This is a genomic window from Pseudaminobacter soli (ex Li et al. 2025) (genome assembly GCF_003012705.1).
GTDB classification, from domain to species: domain Bacteria; phylum Pseudomonadota; class Alphaproteobacteria; order Rhizobiales; family Rhizobiaceae; genus Pseudaminobacter; species Pseudaminobacter soli.
On record NZ_PXYL01000004.1, the window covers coordinates 306,799 to 322,078 of the forward strand.

Consider the following 15,280-nt stretch of genomic DNA (forward strand, 5'->3'; position numbering starts at 1 on the left):
CGAGCCGAGACGGATCGTTCACAGCTGCCCTACTCGCCGTCGAGCGGCTCGGTTCCTACGGGCTTGCCGTCGCGCGACAGGCGGATCTTCTCCACCTTGTCTTCGGCTGCCTTGAGCAGGCGGTCGCAATGGGCCTTCAGCGCCTCGCCGCGCTCATAGATACGGATCGACTGGTCGAGCGGCACGTCGCCGCGCTCCAGATCGTCGACGATGCGCTCCAGCGCCTCCAGCGCCTGCTCGAAGCTCATGGTCTTGATGTCGGTATTCGCTTCGGTATCCATAAATTATCCCTTCATCAGGCGCTTCACATGCGCCGCGACCGAGAATGCCAGGCCCTGCAGGTCGTAACCGCCTTCCAGCAGGCTGACGATGCGGTTGTTCGCGTGGCGTGCCGCGCGATCCATTACCTGGCCGGTTGCCCAGTCGAAATCCTCTTCGGTGAGATTGATCTCCGCCAGCGGGTCGCGATGATGCGCGTCGAAGCCGGCCGAGATGATGATCAGATCGGGCCTGAAGTCGTCCAGCGCCGGCAGCACGCGTGCGCGGAAAGCCTCGCGGAACAGGTCGCTGCCGCTATCTGGCGAGAGCGGCGCGTTGACGATGTTGCCGACGCCCGTCTCGTCCTTGGCGCCGGTGCCCGGAAACAGCGGCATCTGGTGCGTGGAGCAGAACAGCACGTTCGGATCGTTCCAGAAGATGTCCTGAGTGCCGTTGCCGTGGTGCACGTCCCAGTCGACGATCGCGACGCGCTCGGCGCCGTATTTGCGCTGCGCGTAGCGGGCCGCGACGGCCGCATTGTTGAACAGGCAAAAGCCCATGGCCGTGGCCTTCTCGGCATGGTGCCCGGGTGGGCGCGCAGCCACGAAGACATTGTCGGCCTTGCCGGTGAAGACGTCGTCCACCGCCGCATTGGCGGCACCCACGGCGGTCAATGCCGCCTGCCAGCTCTTCGGGCTCAAAGTGGTGTCGCCGTCGATCGCGCGCACGCCTTCTTCGGGAATCGCGGCACGAATCCGGTCGACGAAATCCTCCGGATGAACGAACAGCAGCGTCGACTCGTCGCCTGCCGGCGCCTCGACGCGAACGAGATCGGAAAACGGCTCGTCTTCCAGCACGCGCGCAATAGCGCGCAAGCGGTCCGGCCGCTCCGGGTGCCCGGTAGGCGTCAGGTGCTCGAGATAGATCGGATGCGAGTAAAGGCGCGTGGTCATCCTCTACAGTTTATCAGCAAAGCCGCCCATCGCCACGCACTACCTGCCGAAGGCTGGGGAAAATTGTCCTTTCTCCAAAATGCATGTCGCATGACGAGGATGCGCCGCCAGCCATTTCGCGATAGTGTCGCTGCGCTGCAAGGTGCCTGCCTTAGAGCATGATCCCGAAAAGTTGCAGACTTTTCGGACAAGATCATGCTCCTGAAACTTGGAGCAAGATGGCGTCTCAAGGAGAAGCCATTGCGCTCCAAGGCGGGAGAATCGGGAACGCGGTGCAAATCCGCGGCGTGCCCAACGCTGTAAGGGGGACCGCATCGGCAAAGCCACTGTTTTTAAGAACGGGAAGGCGCCGATGACGGGACGAACCCGAGCCAGAAGACCGGCCAGGCAGAAATAGTCGTCCGCATGGTCAGGCGGAACGATGCCGAGCCTGTTCGCAAGGGGAAACGCGATGCCGGCAAGCAGCCATCCTATGCCCGAAAACGCCTTCGAAGACGCTGCGCGCGCAGCGGTCTACCGCGCCATCTTCACGCGCCGCGACGTCCGCAGCCATTTTTCATCCGAGCCGTTGGAAGACGCCGTTCTGGCGCGGCTTTTGCTGGCCGCCCATCACGCGCCGTCTGTGGGCTTCATGCAGCCATGGAATTTCATCGTCGTTCGCGATGCCGCACGCCGCGCGGCCGTGCGCGACCTTTTCCTCGCCGCCCGCGAGCAGGAACTGCCCGCCATTGCCGCCGAGCGCCAGGCGCTCTACCGCAAGCTCAAGCTCGAAGGCATCTGCGAAAGCGCACTGAACCTTTGCATCACCTGCGACCGGCGGCGCTCGGAAAACTCGCCGCTCGGCCGCTGGCACAATCCGCAGATGGATCTCTACAGCACCGTCTGCGCCGTGCAGAACCTCTGGCTCGCCGCGCGTGCCGAGGGCGTAGGCATAGGCTGGGTCAGTATTCTCAACGAACAGGCGCTGAAGGAGCTTCTCGGCATTCCCGAGCATGTGGCGCCCATCGCCTATCTGTGCGTGGGCCGCGTCTCCGAATTCGCGCCGAAGCCGGATCTCGAAGCGAGCGGCTGGGGCAATCGCCTGCCCCTGCCCGAGTTGATCATGAGCGAGGTGTTCGGTGGTTCCGGAGAAACCTCGCTCAAGGAGACCGTCGCGCTGGAAGCCCTTGGCAGGCAATCCTGACGCTGCCTAGCCCGCCTGCTTGACCGGCTGCCAGGCAGGCTCGCTGGCCGAACCCAGCGCCTTGTCCTTCAGGGCGCGGAACTTGGCCGACACTTCGGCCAGCCGCCGATCCCAGTCGGGGTCGGGGGTCTGGCCTTCGATCGCCTTGAAATAGACCTGCATCAGCGAGGCGAGCGCGAAGGGCTCGATCAGCGCCGCCTTGATCGCCCAGGCGAAGACGATCGCCAGCACGAATGCCCAGCCGGCCATCTGACCCGGCATGACATAGAGAATTGCAGCCGCGGGCGTGAGCATCATCAGGAAGATGACGAAGGTCAGGCCCCACATGATGATCGCCAGCCAAATGGCGTTCTTCACCATCGTCTTGGCATTCTGAGCATAGAGGACCACACCCTGGCGCGCGGTCTCATAGGGGCTGTGGCTGTCGATGCGGATGTTGTAGGCGAGGATGATCTCGTCGACATAGGTCAGCGACAGACGGATGACCGTGTTGACGAATTTCACCACCCCGTCGAGCCCCGGAATGGGCAGGAAAGCGGCAATGCCGCCGAGCAAACCGGTGATCGCCGCGATGACCGCCTTGACGAGCTGGTGAAGCACGAAGAGCACATTCGCCTCGGCAAAACGCGCCGTCACGATCTCCCTGGCATAGGAAATCTGCCCGCGGTCGCCGGGCACCGCATGCCCGTCCAGCAGCCGCACCATGACCGCGATGTGGCCCGCCTTGACGATGTAGAGGATGTATTCGCGGATCCAGTAGACGATCAGCGACACGGCGCCGAAGCCGAGTATGCCGCCCCACACCGAGAAGGTGGCCGGGCCGCCCTCGCCGCCCAGGATGTGGCCCACGCCATAGCCGACGCCTGCGCCTGCGCCGGTGGCCAGAACATATGCTGCCGTGATTGCGAAAAACACGATGATGCGAAAGATGATGAAGGGCCATGTCTTCATCATCAGCGACAGCGTCTTGCCGATATCGAAGTCCCACATGCAACAATCCCCCCAAGACAGGCTAAATTAGCATGTCCTGAGGGGAAATATTGTCAAGCGTCTGCCGCGCGGCAGCGACGTTTCTCGTTAGAGAATTTCAGTTTTGGCGATCTTGATGCCGAAACCTTCGAGGCCGACATAATGACGCTCGCGCGACGCGATCAGATTGATCGAGGAAATGCCGAGATCGCGCAGGATCTGCGCGCCGAGCCCGATCTCGCGCCATTCGTTCTCGCGCCGCAGGGCTTCGGCATGCGTCTCGCCGTCGCCATGGGTCGGACGGTTGCGATCCTGATGGGCAACGCCCACCGAACCCTCGCGCAGATAGACGATGACGCCGCGGCTGCATTCGCCCATGGCCTTCATGATCGACTGCAGGTCCTTGCCGCCGCCGAAGACATCGGCGACCACGTTTTCGGAATGCAGCCTGACCGGCACTTCCACGCCGTCGCGGATGTCGCCATAGACGATCGCCAGATGGTGCATCATGTCCCACGGCAGCTTGTAGGTGTAGGCCTTGGCCTTGCCGGACGGCGTGTCGATGTCGGAGCACTCGACGCGCTGCACCAGCTTTTCCTGGTGCTGGCGGTAGGTGATGAGATCGGCGACCGACACCTGCTTCAGCCCGTTGGCCTCGGCGAAGGCTGCCACCTGCGGCCCGCGCATCACCGTGCCGTCGTCATTGACCAGCTCCGAAATCACGCCCACCGGCGGCAGGCCGGCGAGCTTGCAGAGGTCCACGGCCGCTTCGGTATGGCCCGAACGCATCAGCACGCCGCCCTCGCGCGCCACCAGCGGGAAGATGTGGCCGGGGCGCACGAAATCGCTGGGCCCGGCATTGTCGTTGGCGAGATTGCGCACGGTCAGCGTGCGGTCATCGGCCGATATGCCGGTGGTGGTGCCGTGCTTGAAGTCGACGCTGACGGTGAAGGCGGTTGTGTGGGCCGAGTCGTTTTCGGCGACCATCGGCGCAAGATTCAGCCGGCGGGCATCCTCGCGCGGCATCGGCGCGCAGACGATGCCGGAGGTGTGACGTACGATGAAGGCCATCTTCTCGGCCGTGCAATGCACCGCCGCGACGATCAGGTCGCCCTCGTTCTCGCGTCCGTCATCGTCCATCACGACGACGATCTCGCCACGCTCGAAGGCCCGCAGCGCCTCGACAACTTTCTTTTGATCGTAGGACATTTTGCTCACTTTGTTCGCTGGGGCAGTAGGGGAATAGGACGCGGAAAACTTACCGCCTTACTGCCCTACTCCCTTATTCCCCTAAACCCTTCCCGTCTGGCCGCGATGGCGCAGGTAGTGATCGGCGATGGCGCAGGCAACCATGGCCTCGCCGATGGGGACGGCGCGGATGCCCACGCACGGATCGTGGCGGCCCTTGGTCATCACCTCGACGTCCTTGCCGTCGATGTCGATGGACTTGCGCGGCGTCAGGATCGACGACGTCGGCTTGACCGCAAAACGTGCCACGATCGCCTGACCGGTCGAAATTCCACCAAGTATACCGCCAGCATTGTTGGACAGGAACACCGGCTTTCCGTCATTGCCGATCCGCATCTCGTCGGCGTTTTCCTCGCCGGTGATGCGCGCGGCCTCGAAGCCATTGCCGATCTCCACGCCCTTCACCGCATTGATGGACATAAGGTTGGAGGCGATGTCCTGGTCGAGCTTGGCATAGATCGGCGCGCCGAGGCCGGCGGGCACGCCCTCGGCCACGATCTCCACAACCGCGCCCACCGAAGAGCCTGCCTTGCGGATGCCGTCGAGATAGTCGGCAAACATCTGCACCGACTCCGGGTCGGGCGTGAAGAAGGGGTTTTCCGGATCGTCGACGAAATTCCAGTTCCAGCGGCTGCGGTCGATGTCCTTGACGCCCATCGAAACCAGCGCGCCGCGCACCACCATGCCCGGCACCACCTTGCGTGCCAGTGCACCGGCCGCAACGCGCGCAGCAGTCTCGCGCGCCGAGGAGCGGCCGCCGCCGCGATAGTCGCGCAGGCCGTATTTCACCTGATAGGTGTAGTCGGCATGGCCCGGCCGGTACTGGCGGGCGATCTCGCCGTAATCCTTCGAGCGCTGGTCGACGTTCTCGATCATCATCGACACCGGCGTGCCGGTGGTGATCATGGTCTCGCCGTCCTCGTCGAGCACGAAGCCCGAAAGAACCTGCACCTCGTCCGGCTCGCGCCGCTGGGTCACGAAGCGCGACTTGCCGGGGCGCCGCCGGTCGAGCTCATGCTGGATCTCGGCGCGGGTGAAGCGGATACCCGGCGGACAGCCATCGACCACGCAGCCCAAGGCCGCGCCATGGCTTTCGCCCCAGGTGGTGACACGGAACATATGTCCGAAAGTGTTGTGCGACATAGATAATCAGCCCTGCCCGGCCGCGCCGGCTCTGCGGTGCGTTCTATTGGCGTTTTCGGCGAGGGTCAAACGATGTCAGCCGACTTTTGGATCCCGGCCCGGATTGCCTGTGCGACGGCACCCTGTGCCGGAACGTCGCAACTTGAACAGGGATTCGTTTCCGCGACAGATAACGTAACAAAAATAAGTGGATAGAATATCCGTTTTAGTTTTGACACATTCGTCGTGTTAGTGATTTCTTCATGATCGCAATTGCGAGCCGTCGCCTGTCGACGCAAATGATAAGTAAGTGAGGATGGAACATGCGTAGCCTGATCGGCGCTCTCGCCGCTGTCATGATGATCTCCAGCGCCGCCTACGCCGCCGAAGCGGAAGGCAAGATCAAGGCAATCGACCGCGATAAGCTGACCATCACGCTCGACAACGGCAAGTCCTACAAGCTACCCGGCGAATTCGACGTGGACGCCCTCAAGGAGGGCATGGACGTGCTTCTGGCCTACGACCAGATCAACGGCGTCAACACCATCACCGATATGGAACTACCCGAATAGGGATTTTTGACTCCCCGGCGGCCTGACGCAAAAGGCTGTCGCATGCGCGATCCGGTCCGCGTTGACGCGCAGGCGGATGCGATTGCCTAGAACCCGTGAGGCCATCGACCGTATCAGGCGCCCGTGCGCATCTCGCAGGCTCTATGGCGCCGGCACCGCTGGGGTAAGACCGTAGCGGCGCATGATTTCAGCCATCTTGGCTCGGTCCGGTGGACCGCCGGCCGCAGCGTTGAGAACCGCGAAAGTCTCGCGGAAATACTCCGGACCGATCGCCGCCGGCGTAATCACGCAGAGCACCTTCACGTCCCGGTTTCCGTTATTGTCGAACCGATGAACGGCCCCTCGCGGAATGCATAGCGCCTGTCCCGGTCCGACATCGATTTGCTTTCCGTCAACGGTCCAGGTCAACACACCGTCGATACCGTAGATCGTCTCTTCATAACCGTCATGGCTGTGGGCTGGAGCTGGCAGCCTCTGTGCGCGTGGGACGATAAGTTCAAAGGCGGCGACACTACCATTCGAGTTACCTCCGGTCAGCAAGAACCGAACCGTGAGCCCATTGGTGCCGATGGTTTCGTCGGAAGGATTGACGTGAGGGTCAATGGCGGCCTGTGGCATTGCACTGTCTCCTCTAGTAAACTAGGTTTACCGTCATAGGTAAACTCCATTTACTGAGAATGTCAATGAGCCCGCCTTCGAAGAGCTTTCCGATCAATACGGAAGACATGCTGATCGGCGCTCTGCTGCGCGTTCCCGCTCAGGCGATTCATCGCCGGATCATCAAGGAACTCAATACAGCCGGCTTCGACGACCTGCGCCTGCCGCATATTGCGGTGCTGCAGTTTCCCGGGCCGGACGAGGTCCGCCCGGCCGCGCTCGCCGAGCGCGCAGGCATGAGCAAGCAGGCCATGAACCAGTTGCTCGGAAGCCTTGAGGGGTTTGGCTATATCGTCCGAACCGACGTTCCAGGTGAGGCCGGCGCGCGCATTGTCCGCTTTACCGAACGCGGACACGCTGCATACGCCAAAATCATCGACACACTGCGCGACATCGAGCGCGAGTGGAGCAGTGAACTTGGACCCGAGCGTTTCGCCCAGCTCAAGGCACTGCTGATGCTCGTCTGGGAAGGGCCGCTGGTTCGCTAGCCCCAGAGTCAAAGCCAGTCGAGCTGCCCGTTTTCGAACCGCAGCACGCGATCCTGCGGGATTTCCAGCGCCGCAGCCAGATGGGTCGGCACCGACTGCGCCAGCCTGAAGATGACGCGCAGCACGCCGCCATGGGTCACGCAGACGGTGGGGCGCTTCAGCTCCTCGAACCAAGGCCGTATCCGGCCAAGCATCATCTCATAGCTCTCGGCGCCCACTCCGGGCGGCACAAAACCCCATTTGTCGCGCGAACGCTCCTCCTTGCAGCCCGGATAGCGCTCTTCCAGCTCGGGGAAGGTAAAGCCCTGCCAGTCGCCGAAATTCACCTCCACCAGCCGTGGATCGGTGCGGTAGTCGGTCGAGGCCAGCCCCATGGCTGCGCGTGCGCGCTCCATGGTCTCGCGCGTACGCCGCATCGGGCTCGCGACGAAATCGAACTCGTGCGGATCGGCGATCAGTTCGGCCAAGCGCTGGCCGTTGCGGTCGGCCTGGGTGCGGCCGACCTCGGTGATATCCGTGTCGGCCTGCCCTTGCAGACGTTCCTCGGCGTTCCATGCCGTCTGGCCATGGCGCACGAAATAGACAAGCGGAAACATGACGCCCCGCACGCCTCCTGAAAACTGCGGACGTCAGTCCTTCACGGTGGAAATGTCGGGCGCATCGACGGCCTTCATGCCGACGACGTGATAGCCCGAATCGACGTGGTGGACCTCGCCGGTGACGCCGCGCGACAGGTCCGACAGGAAGTAGAGGCCGGAATCGCCCACTTCCTCCGGGGTCACGGTGCGCTTCAGCGGCGCGTTGTACTCGTTCCACTTCAGGATATAGCGGAAATCGCCGATGCCCGAAGCGGCAAGCGTCTTGATCGGGCCGGCCGAAATCGCGTTGACGCGGATGCCCTTGCCGCCGAGATCGACGGCCAGATAGCGCACGCTCGCCTCGAGCGCGGCTTTGGCAACGCCCATGACGTTGTAGTGCGGCATCACCTTCTCGGCGCCGTAATAGGTCAGCGTCAGCAGCGAGCCGCCATCGGTCATCAGCGGCTCGGCGCGCTTGGCGATGGTCGTGAAGGAAAACACCGAGATGTCCATCGTGCGCAGGAAGTTGTCGCGCGTGGTTTCGACGTAGCGGCCGTCCAGCTCCTCCTTGTCGGAGAAGGCGATGGCGTGAACGACGAAGTCGAGCTTGCCCCACTTCTTGGCAACGCCGTCGAACACCGCGTCCAGGCTTTCCGGATCGGTCACGTCGCAGTGGCCGGCAATGTGGGCACGATCGCCAAGCTCGGCAACCAGCGGCTCAACGCGCTTCCTGAAGGCGTCGCCCTGATAGGTCAGAGCAATCTCAGCCCCCTGATCGGCGCAAGCCTTGGCAATACCCCAGGCGATCGACCGGTTGTTGGCCACGCCAAGAATAAGCCCGCGCTTTCCGGCCATGAGGCCCTGTCCAACCGTCATGTGATCACTCTCCGCATTCTCTTCTTCTACCTGAAGAGCCCTATCGCACAGGCACAGGACACCTTCAAGCGCCCAGCGCGTCGAAGTCGTCGGCCAAAGGGAGCCGAAACCGCCGATTAAAGCGTTTTAAATGGTTTGGCGCTTCCTCATCATCGCTTCCAGTTCCGGGTCGCCACCTTCGGGAAGCATGACGCGGACATGGGCGTAGAGATCGCCATGGCCGGCGCCCTTCTGCGGCAGGCCCCTGCCCTTGAGGCGCAGCACCTTGTCCGAACTGGACCAAGCCGGCACGTTGACCGCAAGCCGTCCTCCCGGCGTCTCCACCGCCACCTTGGCGCCGAGCACGGCATCCTTGAGTGGCACCGGCAGATCGACATGCAGGTCGCGGCCTTCCACCCGGTATCGCGGATGGTTCCTGAACTGGATCTTGATCAGCGCGTCGCCCGAACCGCCGAGACCGGCATCGCCCTGCCCCTTGAGGCGGATGGTCTGGCCGTCCTCGACATAATGTGGCAGCTTCACCGCGAGCTTGCGCCCGTCGGGGAAGATCGCCGTCACCTTCTCCGCGCCGGCCACCTCTTCGATGCTGACTTCGAGCGTGGCGTTGAGGTCCGCGCCTTTGGGCGCGCGCTGGGCGGTGTCGCCCGCGCCGGCGCGCTGCCGGAACGCCTGGCCGAACAGTTCGCTGAAGATGTCGCTGTCGCTGAATTGCTCGTTGCCGACACCGCCGCTGCGGAATTCGAAATGCGCCCCGCCCGGCCCCTGCCCCTGGGACTGCCGCCGGAAGCCCGCGAACGGGTCGCCGCCCGGTTGTCCCTGAAAACCCTGGAACTTCGGCTTGCCTTCGCCGTCGATCTCGCCGCGGTCATACGCGCCACGGCTCTTCTCGTCGCCGAGGATCTCGTACGCCTGGTTCGCCGCGGCAAACCGGTCCTTCGCCTTGGGATCATTCGGGTTCTGGTCCGGATGATGCTTCTTGGCGAGTTTGCGGTACGCCGACTTTATCTCCTTGGCTGATGCGTTCTTGGAAACGCCCAGCACTTCATAGGGATCACGCATGCCTTCTCGCCTGCCGGAATCTGGAATTGGAGCTAGCTCCCTATATGCTCCTCGCTAGGAACAAATTCCAGTGCGGCACCATCGGAGAAGTTGTGGAGCGAGAACGCCGGCGAACGTTCAGAGCGCCGGCTGGAAATTCATCATGCGCCAGAGGCCGGAGCCCGCCGTGCAGACCTCGCCATGGTAAAGCCCAACCCCGTCATAGCTCTCGCGCGAGGTGGTGAACTTGCGGCACAGCGCGCCATTGTTGCGGCTTTCGGTCAGGTTGCTGATGGCGCCGCGCGAACCGGTATCGGCATTGGCCCAGGCCAGCGCCGTGCCGTCGAGCGTGGTGACATCGGCGGCCGAGACGGCATTGCGGATGGTGGCCTCGTCCGACACCCGCTCGGAGTCGCTCGGCGCACGCGTTCCGGAAGATACGGCGCCGGTCAGCAGCGAGCGGTCGACCTCGGCCTTCACAAGGCTGAAGCCGCCGATACCGCATGCGGAAAGCGTGATGGCGGCAGCCAGCAAGGTCGCCGCCTGCGGGCAGCCGGACCGGAAAAGGCATGACAAACCGTCTCTCCACGCTTGCGCTGTGCGCGACAATAGGCAATCTCCAGCCAACGACATCACTTCGGATGGATAGTATGGCCGAGTCAGCATTAACAAGCGGTGACTTTACCGAAAGCGCCGAACCCTTCAGACTTTTTGCGACCTGGCTCGAAGACGCTGGCATGAGCGAACCGAATGACCCCAGCGCCGTGGCACTCGCCACCGTCGACACCGACGGCCTGCCGGACGTGCGCATGGTGCTTCTCAAGGGTTTCGATGAGCAAGGTTTCGTCTTCTATACGAATTTCCAGAGCGCCAAGGGCCAGGAAATCCTCGCCACCATGAAGGCGGCCATGTGCTTCCATTGGAAGTCGCTGCGCCGGCAGGTGCGCGTGCGCGGTCGCGTCGAAGTGGTTAGTGACGCCGAGGCCGACGCCTATTTCGCCTCGCGCCCGCGCGGCAGCCGAATCGGCGCCTGGGCGTCCAAGCAGTCGCGCTCGCTCGAAAGCCGCTTCGCCCTGGAAAAGGCCGTCGCCGAATACACCGCGCGTTACGCCATCGGCGAAATACCGCGCCCTGCCTATTGGTCGGGCTTCCGCATCGTGCCGCAGAGCATCGAGTTCTGGCACGATCGCCCTTTCCGCCTGCACGATCGCATCGTGTTCCGCCGCAACGCCGACGACGGCTGGGAAAAGGATCGGCTCTACCCGTAGAGCCGCCCAGCCTGTGCCCGAATGTCTTCGAGTGGCGGGCGTTATCGCAGAACCGGCCCCCGCAACCCGATGCAGTTCCCCCACGGATCGCGCACCTGGCACATCAGCTGGCCGTCCTGGATTTCCAGTGGCCCTCGGTAAAGCGTTGCCCCGACGCTTTTGAGATGCTCCAGAGCTTTCTCGAAATCGGCCACTCGCCAGTAGACAACCGATCCGCAAGCGCCGGCCCCCACTTTTTCGTCGGCTGGAACTATTTCAAGGCAAACCGAGCCGATGTTGAGGAACTCAAAATCGAATTCCTCCAGACGCTCGAGAACCGCCTCAGGGAACGCTCGCTGATACCATTGAATCCCCGCCTCGACATCAGCGACATGGACCAGAACGGCGGCAATCGGGCCTGTCTCCATCTGCGTCGATGTTCGATCGTCCATATCGATTCCCCCTTCGAGCCGTCTGGGATTAGCAGGTCCGGCAGTTCGCCGATGCAGGCCAAGATTACAAGAATTTAATGAAATCATTCAGTTAAGGTTCATGTTCCAACTGCCAGATTGGCACCACGGGGCTTGGAAAACTGAATGAGGTACTTATGAAAAAGCTTTTGCTAACCGTTTGCGCAGCCGCCATGGCCGTGACCGCCATCGCTTCGAGCATGCTGGAGGCAAACGCCGCGCCGGTGATGTTCCCCAAGCTTGAGGCAGGAACGAGCGATATCCAGGAAGTGCGGGACGGACCGCGCCATTTCTATCGCCGCGGCAACGACTATTACTACAACGGCCACCGCGGTTACCGGCACCACCGGCCGGGCTGGCGCGAGCACAATGGCTGGTGGTTCCCGCCGGCGGCTTTCATCACCGGCGCCATCATTGGCGGCGCGATCGCCAGCCAGCCGGCCCCGGCCTATCGGCCGGCTCCGGAATACCGGCCGGGCCGCAACGACCATCTGCGCTGGTGCTACGACCGCTACCGGTCCTACCGCGCCTCGGACAATACGTTCCAGCCCAATTACGGCCCGCGCCAGCAGTGCGTCTCGCCCTATATGCGCTGATGCAGCAGGCCAGCCTGTAGATGAAGGACCCCGCTTCGGCGGGGTCTTTGATTTTGGAGCTACTTCTTGCGGCTCATGAAGGCGGCAAACGCCTGCTTCGCCTCGTCGGACTTCAGACGTGCGCGAAATTGCTCGCCCTCTTCGCGGATGCGGGCGACCAGCGTCTCACGCGGCGCGCGCATCAGGTCACGCGCGATCTTGAGCGCCTGCGGCGGCTTGGCGGCAACCGCCTCGGCGGCCGTCAGCACGGTCGCCTCAAGCACATCCTCCGCCACCACATCGTAGATCAGTCCCGCCGCCTTGGCGCGCTCGGCCGAAAAGCCCTCGCCCAGCCCCAGCATTGCAAAAGCCTGCTGCCTACCGAGGATGGCCGGCGCGAGCAGGCTGGACCCTGCCTCCGGCACCAGGCCGAGATCGACGAAAGGCGTCTTGAACACCGTGCGCGGCGTGGCAAAGGTCAGGTCGCAATGCAGGTTCAGTGTCGTGCCGATGCCGACCGCGATGCCGTCGACACCCGAAAGCAGCGGCTTTTCGCTCTGCGCGAGCGCCAGCAAAAAGTCCCACACTTCCGCTCCGCCATCGCCACCCATGGCGATCGCCATGAAGTCGGCAAGGTCGTTGCCGGCCGAGAAGGCACCCGGTACGCCGAAGAAGACATGGGCGCGGATTTCGGGATCGGCATCGCCGGACTGCAGTGCGGCAGCCATCGCCGCATACATGGCCCGGGTGATCGCATTCTTCTTGTCCGGACGGTTCATCCGGATCGTCTGCACCGCCCCGCGCCGCTCGATGATGACGTGACCGTCGGCCATCTCCGCCATGATTTCCTCCCCGTTCTTCCGTTCAGCCTGCAATCAGCAGCTTGCCGGCAGCGCCGACGCTGGCAGATCCCTCGATGATGCTTTCCTTCAGCGGCTGCGTCTCGCCGAGGAAGTTTTCCGCAAAGAAGCGGCAGAGCAGCTGGCGCTCCTCGCTCCCGTCCGCAAGCGCGGCTCGCGCCAGATAGGCACCGCCGGCAGCGAGCGCGAACAGCCTGAGATAAGGCGTCGCGCCGGCCAGCGCCTCGTCCATTCGGCCGTCTGCCAGGAGCTTTTGCAGATAGCGAGTGGCGCTGGAAAAGTCGTCGAGCGCGTCATCCAGCTCGTTCGCGGTGCGACCGAAATCCGCCAGATTGGACGAACGGACATTGCCGACGATCTCGCCCAGCTCGGCGATATAGCCGAAGATGTGATCGCCGCCGCCCTGCGGCAGCTTGCGCGTCACCAGGTCGATCGCCTGGATGCCATTAGTGCCCTCATAGATCGGGGCTATTCGCGCGTCGCGCAGCAGTTGCGCGGCACCCGTCTCCTCGATGAAGCCCATGCCGCCATGCACCTGCACGCCGAGGGAGGCGACATCGACGCCGACATCGGTCGAAAAAGCCTTGGCGATCGGCGTCAACAGGTTGGCGCGCTCCTGCCACTGCTGGGCATCGTCGCCGCCGGCGCGGGCACGGTCGGTGGCATGTGCGCATGAATAGCAGATGGCACGGGCAGCCTGCGTCAGCGCCTTCATCGACAACAGGTTCCGCTGCACGTCAGGATGGTAGACGATGGGCGCCATGCCGTCGCCGGCGTAGCCCGGCGCCTTGCCCTGCCGACGCTCGTTGGCATAGGCCAGCGCCTTCTGGAAGGCCGCCTCGGCCACCGCCACCCCCTGGATACCGACGGCAAGGCGGGCATTGTTCATCATGGTGAACATGCAGGCCAGCCCCCGGTTCTCCTCGCCGATCAGCCAGCCGATGGCTCCCGGCTCGCGATCCTTGGCGAAGCCGTCGCCGAAGATCATGGTGCAGGTGGGCGAGGCGTGGATGCCGAGCTTGTGCTCGAGGCCCGAGCAGAACGCGTCGTTGCGAGCGCCCAGCGAGCCGTCCTCATTGACCAGGAATTTGGGCACCAGGAACAGCGAGATGCCGCGCGTGCCGGCCGGCGCATCGGGCAGCCGCGCCAGCACCAGATGCACGATGTTGTCGGTGAAATCGTGCTCGCCATAGGTAATGAAAATCTTCTGGCCGAAGATGCGGTAGGTGCCGTCGCCGGCCCGCTCGGCGCGCGTGCGCAGCGCGGCGAGGTCGGAGCCTGCCTGCGGCTCGGTCAGGTTCATGGTGCCCATCCACTCGCCCGAGACGAGCTTTTCCAGATAGATGCGCTTGAGTTCCTCCGAGGCATGCTTGTGCACCGCCTCGACCGCGCCCATGGTCAGCGTCGGGCCGATGCCGAAGGCCATTGAAGCCGAGTTCCACATCTCCAGCGCCGCGACGCCCAGCATCGCCGGCAGGCCCTGCCCGCCGAATTCCTCCGGCGCCTGCAGCGCATTCCAGCCGCCCTCGCGCCACCGCGCATAAAGCTCCGTCCAGCCCGGCGGCGTGGTCACGGCCGCGTCCTTCAGCACCGCGCCGTGGCGGTCGCCGATCTCGCGCAGCGGCGCCACCTCTTCGGATGCGAAGCGTCCGGCCTCGTGCAGGATTGCGTCGGCAAGGTCCTCGCTGAGGTCGCCGAACACGCCCTCCTCGATCGCCGGCTTCAGTCCGGCCACATGCTTGAGCGTGAACGAGATTTCCTCGACGGGTGCGCGGTACATCTGGCCGGTCCTCCTGATCAGGATTTGAGGTCCGTAGATTAAACGGAAATGTCTTCGGAGCGCCACTTGCTTTTGACGTAAACGTCAAATTTGACGCAGGTGTTGTACAGGGTTTCGGGCACTCCTACCTATGGCTTGAAAGGAACCCTTGAATGCTCGCCAGACCCGAAACCCGCCCCTGAGTAGAATGCGGCACGCCGCATGGCTCGGCTGGTTTCTGGTATCATCAGGGCAACATTGTGCATGGTCCACTACTGGTCCGACCAGGGCATATTGTGCTCGCCCAAATGTTCCTTGGCGCATTTTCGCCGTCGTGAAGCCGAAGGAACCTTGGCGACAAATGCGGCGCTGGATCCGTTCGAGCCGATGTTCGGCCGCTGAAGTCACAATTTCAGCACTTCGTTAA

The 15,280-nt window shown here is 63.3% G+C and carries 18 protein-coding genes and 1 riboswitch; of the genes, 5 read left to right on the forward strand and 13 right to left on the reverse strand.

Annotation, left to right across the window (positions count from 1 at the left end; genetic code table 11):
- Nucleotides 1-29 precede the first annotated feature (29 nt).
- Both C7I85_RS10325 and C7I85_RS10330 read right to left on the reverse strand, forming a co-directional pair.
- Nucleotides 30-281, reverse strand: a complete 252-nt coding sequence (locus tag C7I85_RS10325) for an exodeoxyribonuclease VII small subunit (protein ID WP_106723877.1) — start codon at nucleotides 279-281, stop codon at nucleotides 30-32.
- A gap of 3 nt (nucleotides 282-284) precedes the next feature.
- Entirely contained in the window at nucleotides 285-1,211 is a 927-nt protein-coding gene (locus C7I85_RS10330; protein WP_106723878.1) for a histone deacetylase family protein, read from the reverse strand.
- A gap of 231 nt (nucleotides 1,212-1,442) precedes the next feature.
- A riboswitch (cobalamin riboswitch) is annotated at nucleotides 1,443-1,613 on the forward strand.
- A 49-nt stretch (nucleotides 1,614-1,662) separates the two neighbouring features.
- Here C7I85_RS10330 and bluB point away from each other — a divergent pair.
- Nucleotides 1,663-2,394 carry a 5,6-dimethylbenzimidazole synthase gene (gene bluB / locus C7I85_RS10335; protein WP_106723879.1) on the forward strand — a complete coding sequence of 244 codons (732 nt, stop codon included), beginning with the start codon at nucleotides 1,663-1,665 and terminating at the stop codon, nucleotides 2,392-2,394.
- Nucleotides 2,395-2,400: 6 nt separating this feature from the next.
- On the opposite strand, the gene C7I85_RS10340 is transcribed toward bluB, so the two are convergent.
- The 3 genes from C7I85_RS10340 to aroC all read right to left on the reverse strand — a co-directional run bounded on the left by C7I85_RS10340 (nucleotide 2,401) and on the right by aroC (nucleotide 5,754).
- Nucleotides 2,401-3,384 carry a hypothetical protein gene (locus tag C7I85_RS10340; protein WP_106723880.1) on the reverse strand — a complete coding sequence of 328 codons (984 nt, stop codon included), beginning with the start codon at nucleotides 3,382-3,384 and terminating at the stop codon, nucleotides 2,401-2,403.
- Nucleotides 3,385-3,471: 87 nt separating this feature from the next.
- Nucleotides 3,472-4,572 carry a 3,4-dihydroxy-2-butanone-4-phosphate synthase gene (ribB, locus tag C7I85_RS10345; RefSeq protein ID WP_106723881.1) on the reverse strand — a complete coding sequence of 367 codons (1,101 nt, stop codon included), beginning with the start codon at nucleotides 4,570-4,572 and terminating at the stop codon, nucleotides 3,472-3,474.
- 81 nt (nucleotides 4,573-4,653) lie between these two features.
- Complete coding sequence (gene aroC, locus C7I85_RS10350) at nucleotides 4,654-5,754, reverse strand: chorismate synthase (protein ID WP_106723882.1); 1,101 nt, start codon at nucleotides 5,752-5,754, stop codon at nucleotides 4,654-4,656.
- 302 nt (nucleotides 5,755-6,056) lie between these two features.
- On the opposite strand from aroC, the gene C7I85_RS10355 reads away from it, so the two are divergent.
- Nucleotides 6,057-6,305, forward strand: a complete 249-nt coding sequence (locus tag C7I85_RS10355) for a DUF1344 domain-containing protein (protein ID WP_106723883.1) — start codon at nucleotides 6,057-6,059, stop codon at nucleotides 6,303-6,305.
- A gap of 141 nt (nucleotides 6,306-6,446) precedes the next feature.
- Here C7I85_RS10355 and C7I85_RS10360 read toward each other — a convergent pair whose 3' ends face one another.
- Nucleotides 6,447-6,923: a cupin domain-containing protein gene (locus C7I85_RS10360; RefSeq protein WP_106723884.1), complete on the reverse strand. Its 477-nt coding sequence runs from the start codon at nucleotides 6,921-6,923 to the stop codon at nucleotides 6,447-6,449.
- Between the two features lie 107 nt (nucleotides 6,924-7,030).
- Here C7I85_RS10360 and C7I85_RS10365 point away from each other — a divergent pair, with 107 nt between their 5' ends.
- Nucleotides 7,031-7,450, forward strand: a complete 420-nt coding sequence (locus C7I85_RS10365) for a MarR family winged helix-turn-helix transcriptional regulator (RefSeq protein WP_181257131.1) — start codon at nucleotides 7,031-7,033, stop codon at nucleotides 7,448-7,450.
- A gap of 8 nt (nucleotides 7,451-7,458) precedes the next feature.
- Here C7I85_RS10365 and C7I85_RS10370 read toward each other — a convergent pair whose 3' ends face one another.
- From C7I85_RS10370 to C7I85_RS10385, 4 genes are all read right to left on the reverse strand, one after another.
- Nucleotides 7,459-8,046: a histidine phosphatase family protein gene (locus tag C7I85_RS10370; RefSeq protein ID WP_106723886.1), complete on the reverse strand. Its 588-nt coding sequence runs from the start codon at nucleotides 8,044-8,046 to the stop codon at nucleotides 7,459-7,461.
- A 33-nt stretch (nucleotides 8,047-8,079) separates the two neighbouring features.
- Entirely contained in the window at nucleotides 8,080-8,904 is an 825-nt protein-coding gene (fabI, locus tag C7I85_RS10375) for an enoyl-ACP reductase FabI (RefSeq protein WP_106723887.1), read from the reverse strand.
- 126 nt (nucleotides 8,905-9,030) lie between these two features.
- Entirely contained in the window at nucleotides 9,031-9,963 is a 933-nt protein-coding gene (locus C7I85_RS10380; protein WP_106723888.1) for a DnaJ C-terminal domain-containing protein, read from the reverse strand.
- A 117-nt stretch (nucleotides 9,964-10,080) separates the two neighbouring features.
- On the reverse strand, nucleotides 10,081-10,518 hold the full coding sequence (locus C7I85_RS10385; protein WP_245444877.1) for an RT0821/Lpp0805 family surface protein: 438 nt from the start codon (nucleotides 10,516-10,518) through the stop codon (nucleotides 10,081-10,083).
- Nucleotides 10,519-10,592: 74 nt separating this feature from the next.
- Here C7I85_RS10385 and pdxH point away from each other — a divergent pair, with 74 nt between their 5' ends.
- Nucleotides 10,593-11,210, forward strand: a complete 618-nt coding sequence (gene pdxH, locus C7I85_RS10390) for a pyridoxamine 5'-phosphate oxidase (protein ID WP_106723890.1) — start codon at nucleotides 10,593-10,595, stop codon at nucleotides 11,208-11,210.
- 41 nt (nucleotides 11,211-11,251) lie between these two features.
- Here pdxH and C7I85_RS10395 read toward each other — a convergent pair whose 3' ends face one another.
- The gene (locus tag C7I85_RS10395) at nucleotides 11,252-11,728 is read right to left on the reverse strand and encodes a VOC family protein (RefSeq protein WP_245444878.1); all 477 of its coding nucleotides are present in this window, start codon (nucleotides 11,726-11,728) and stop codon (nucleotides 11,252-11,254) included.
- Nucleotides 11,729-11,796: 68 nt separating this feature from the next.
- Between C7I85_RS10395 and C7I85_RS10400 the strand changes: the two genes are divergently transcribed.
- Entirely contained in the window at nucleotides 11,797-12,255 is a 459-nt protein-coding gene (locus C7I85_RS10400; protein WP_106723891.1) for a BA14K family protein, read from the forward strand.
- Nucleotides 12,256-12,314: 59 nt separating this feature from the next.
- On the opposite strand, the gene C7I85_RS10405 is transcribed toward C7I85_RS10400, so the two are convergent.
- Entirely contained in the window at nucleotides 12,315-13,076 is a 762-nt protein-coding gene (locus C7I85_RS10405) for a crotonase/enoyl-CoA hydratase family protein (protein ID WP_428832843.1), read from the reverse strand.
- 22 nt (nucleotides 13,077-13,098) lie between these two features.
- Nucleotides 13,099-14,874 carry an acyl-CoA dehydrogenase family protein gene (locus C7I85_RS10410; protein ID WP_106723892.1) on the reverse strand — a complete coding sequence of 592 codons (1,776 nt, stop codon included), beginning with the start codon at nucleotides 14,872-14,874 and terminating at the stop codon, nucleotides 13,099-13,101.
- Between the last annotated feature and the right edge of the window lie 406 nt (nucleotides 14,875-15,280).

Bases quoted from the DNA above. Each gene is read 5' to 3' on its own strand.
- C7I85_RS10325 (WP_106723877.1), bottom strand. From the start codon at position 281: ATGGATACCGAAGCGAATACCGACATCAAGACCATGAGCTTCGAGCAG.
- C7I85_RS10330 (WP_106723878.1), bottom strand. From the start codon at position 1,211: ATGACCACGCGCCTTTACTCGCATCCGATCTATCTCGAGCACCTGACG.
- bluB (WP_106723879.1), top strand. From the start codon at position 1,663: ATGCCGGCAAGCAGCCATCCTATGCCCGAAAACGCCTTCGAAGACGCT.
- C7I85_RS10340 (WP_106723880.1), bottom strand. From the start codon at position 3,384: ATGTGGGACTTCGATATCGGCAAGACGCTGTCGCTGATGATGAAGACA.
- ribB (WP_106723881.1), bottom strand. From the start codon at position 4,572: ATGTCCTACGATCAAAAGAAAGTTGTCGAGGCGCTGCGGGCCTTCGAG.
- aroC (WP_106723882.1), bottom strand. From the start codon at position 5,754: ATGTCGCACAACACTTTCGGACATATGTTCCGTGTCACCACCTGGGGC.
- C7I85_RS10355 (WP_106723883.1), top strand. From the start codon at position 6,057: ATGCGTAGCCTGATCGGCGCTCTCGCCGCTGTCATGATGATCTCCAGC.
- C7I85_RS10360 (WP_106723884.1), bottom strand. From the start codon at position 6,923: ATGCCACAGGCCGCCATTGACCCTCACGTCAATCCTTCCGACGAAACC.
- C7I85_RS10365 (WP_181257131.1), top strand. From the start codon at position 7,031: ATGCTGATCGGCGCTCTGCTGCGCGTTCCCGCTCAGGCGATTCATCGC.
- C7I85_RS10370 (WP_106723886.1), bottom strand. From the start codon at position 8,046: ATGTTTCCGCTTGTCTATTTCGTGCGCCATGGCCAGACGGCATGGAAC.
- fabI (WP_106723887.1), bottom strand. From the start codon at position 8,904: ATGACGGTTGGACAGGGCCTCATGGCCGGAAAGCGCGGGCTTATTCTT.
- C7I85_RS10380 (WP_106723888.1), bottom strand. From the start codon at position 9,963: ATGCGTGATCCCTATGAAGTGCTGGGCGTTTCCAAGAACGCATCAGCC.
- pdxH (WP_106723890.1), top strand. From the start codon at position 10,593: ATGGCCGAGTCAGCATTAACAAGCGGTGACTTTACCGAAAGCGCCGAA.
- C7I85_RS10395 (WP_245444878.1), bottom strand. From the start codon at position 11,728: ATGATTTCATTAAATTCTTGTAATCTTGGCCTGCATCGGCGAACTGCC.
- C7I85_RS10400 (WP_106723891.1), top strand. From the start codon at position 11,797: ATGAAAAAGCTTTTGCTAACCGTTTGCGCAGCCGCCATGGCCGTGACC.
- C7I85_RS10405 (WP_428832843.1), bottom strand. From the start codon at position 13,076: ATGGCGGAGATGGCCGACGGTCACGTCATCATCGAGCGGCGCGGGGCG.
- C7I85_RS10410 (WP_106723892.1), bottom strand. From the start codon at position 14,874: ATGTACCGCGCACCCGTCGAGGAAATCTCGTTCACGCTCAAGCATGTG.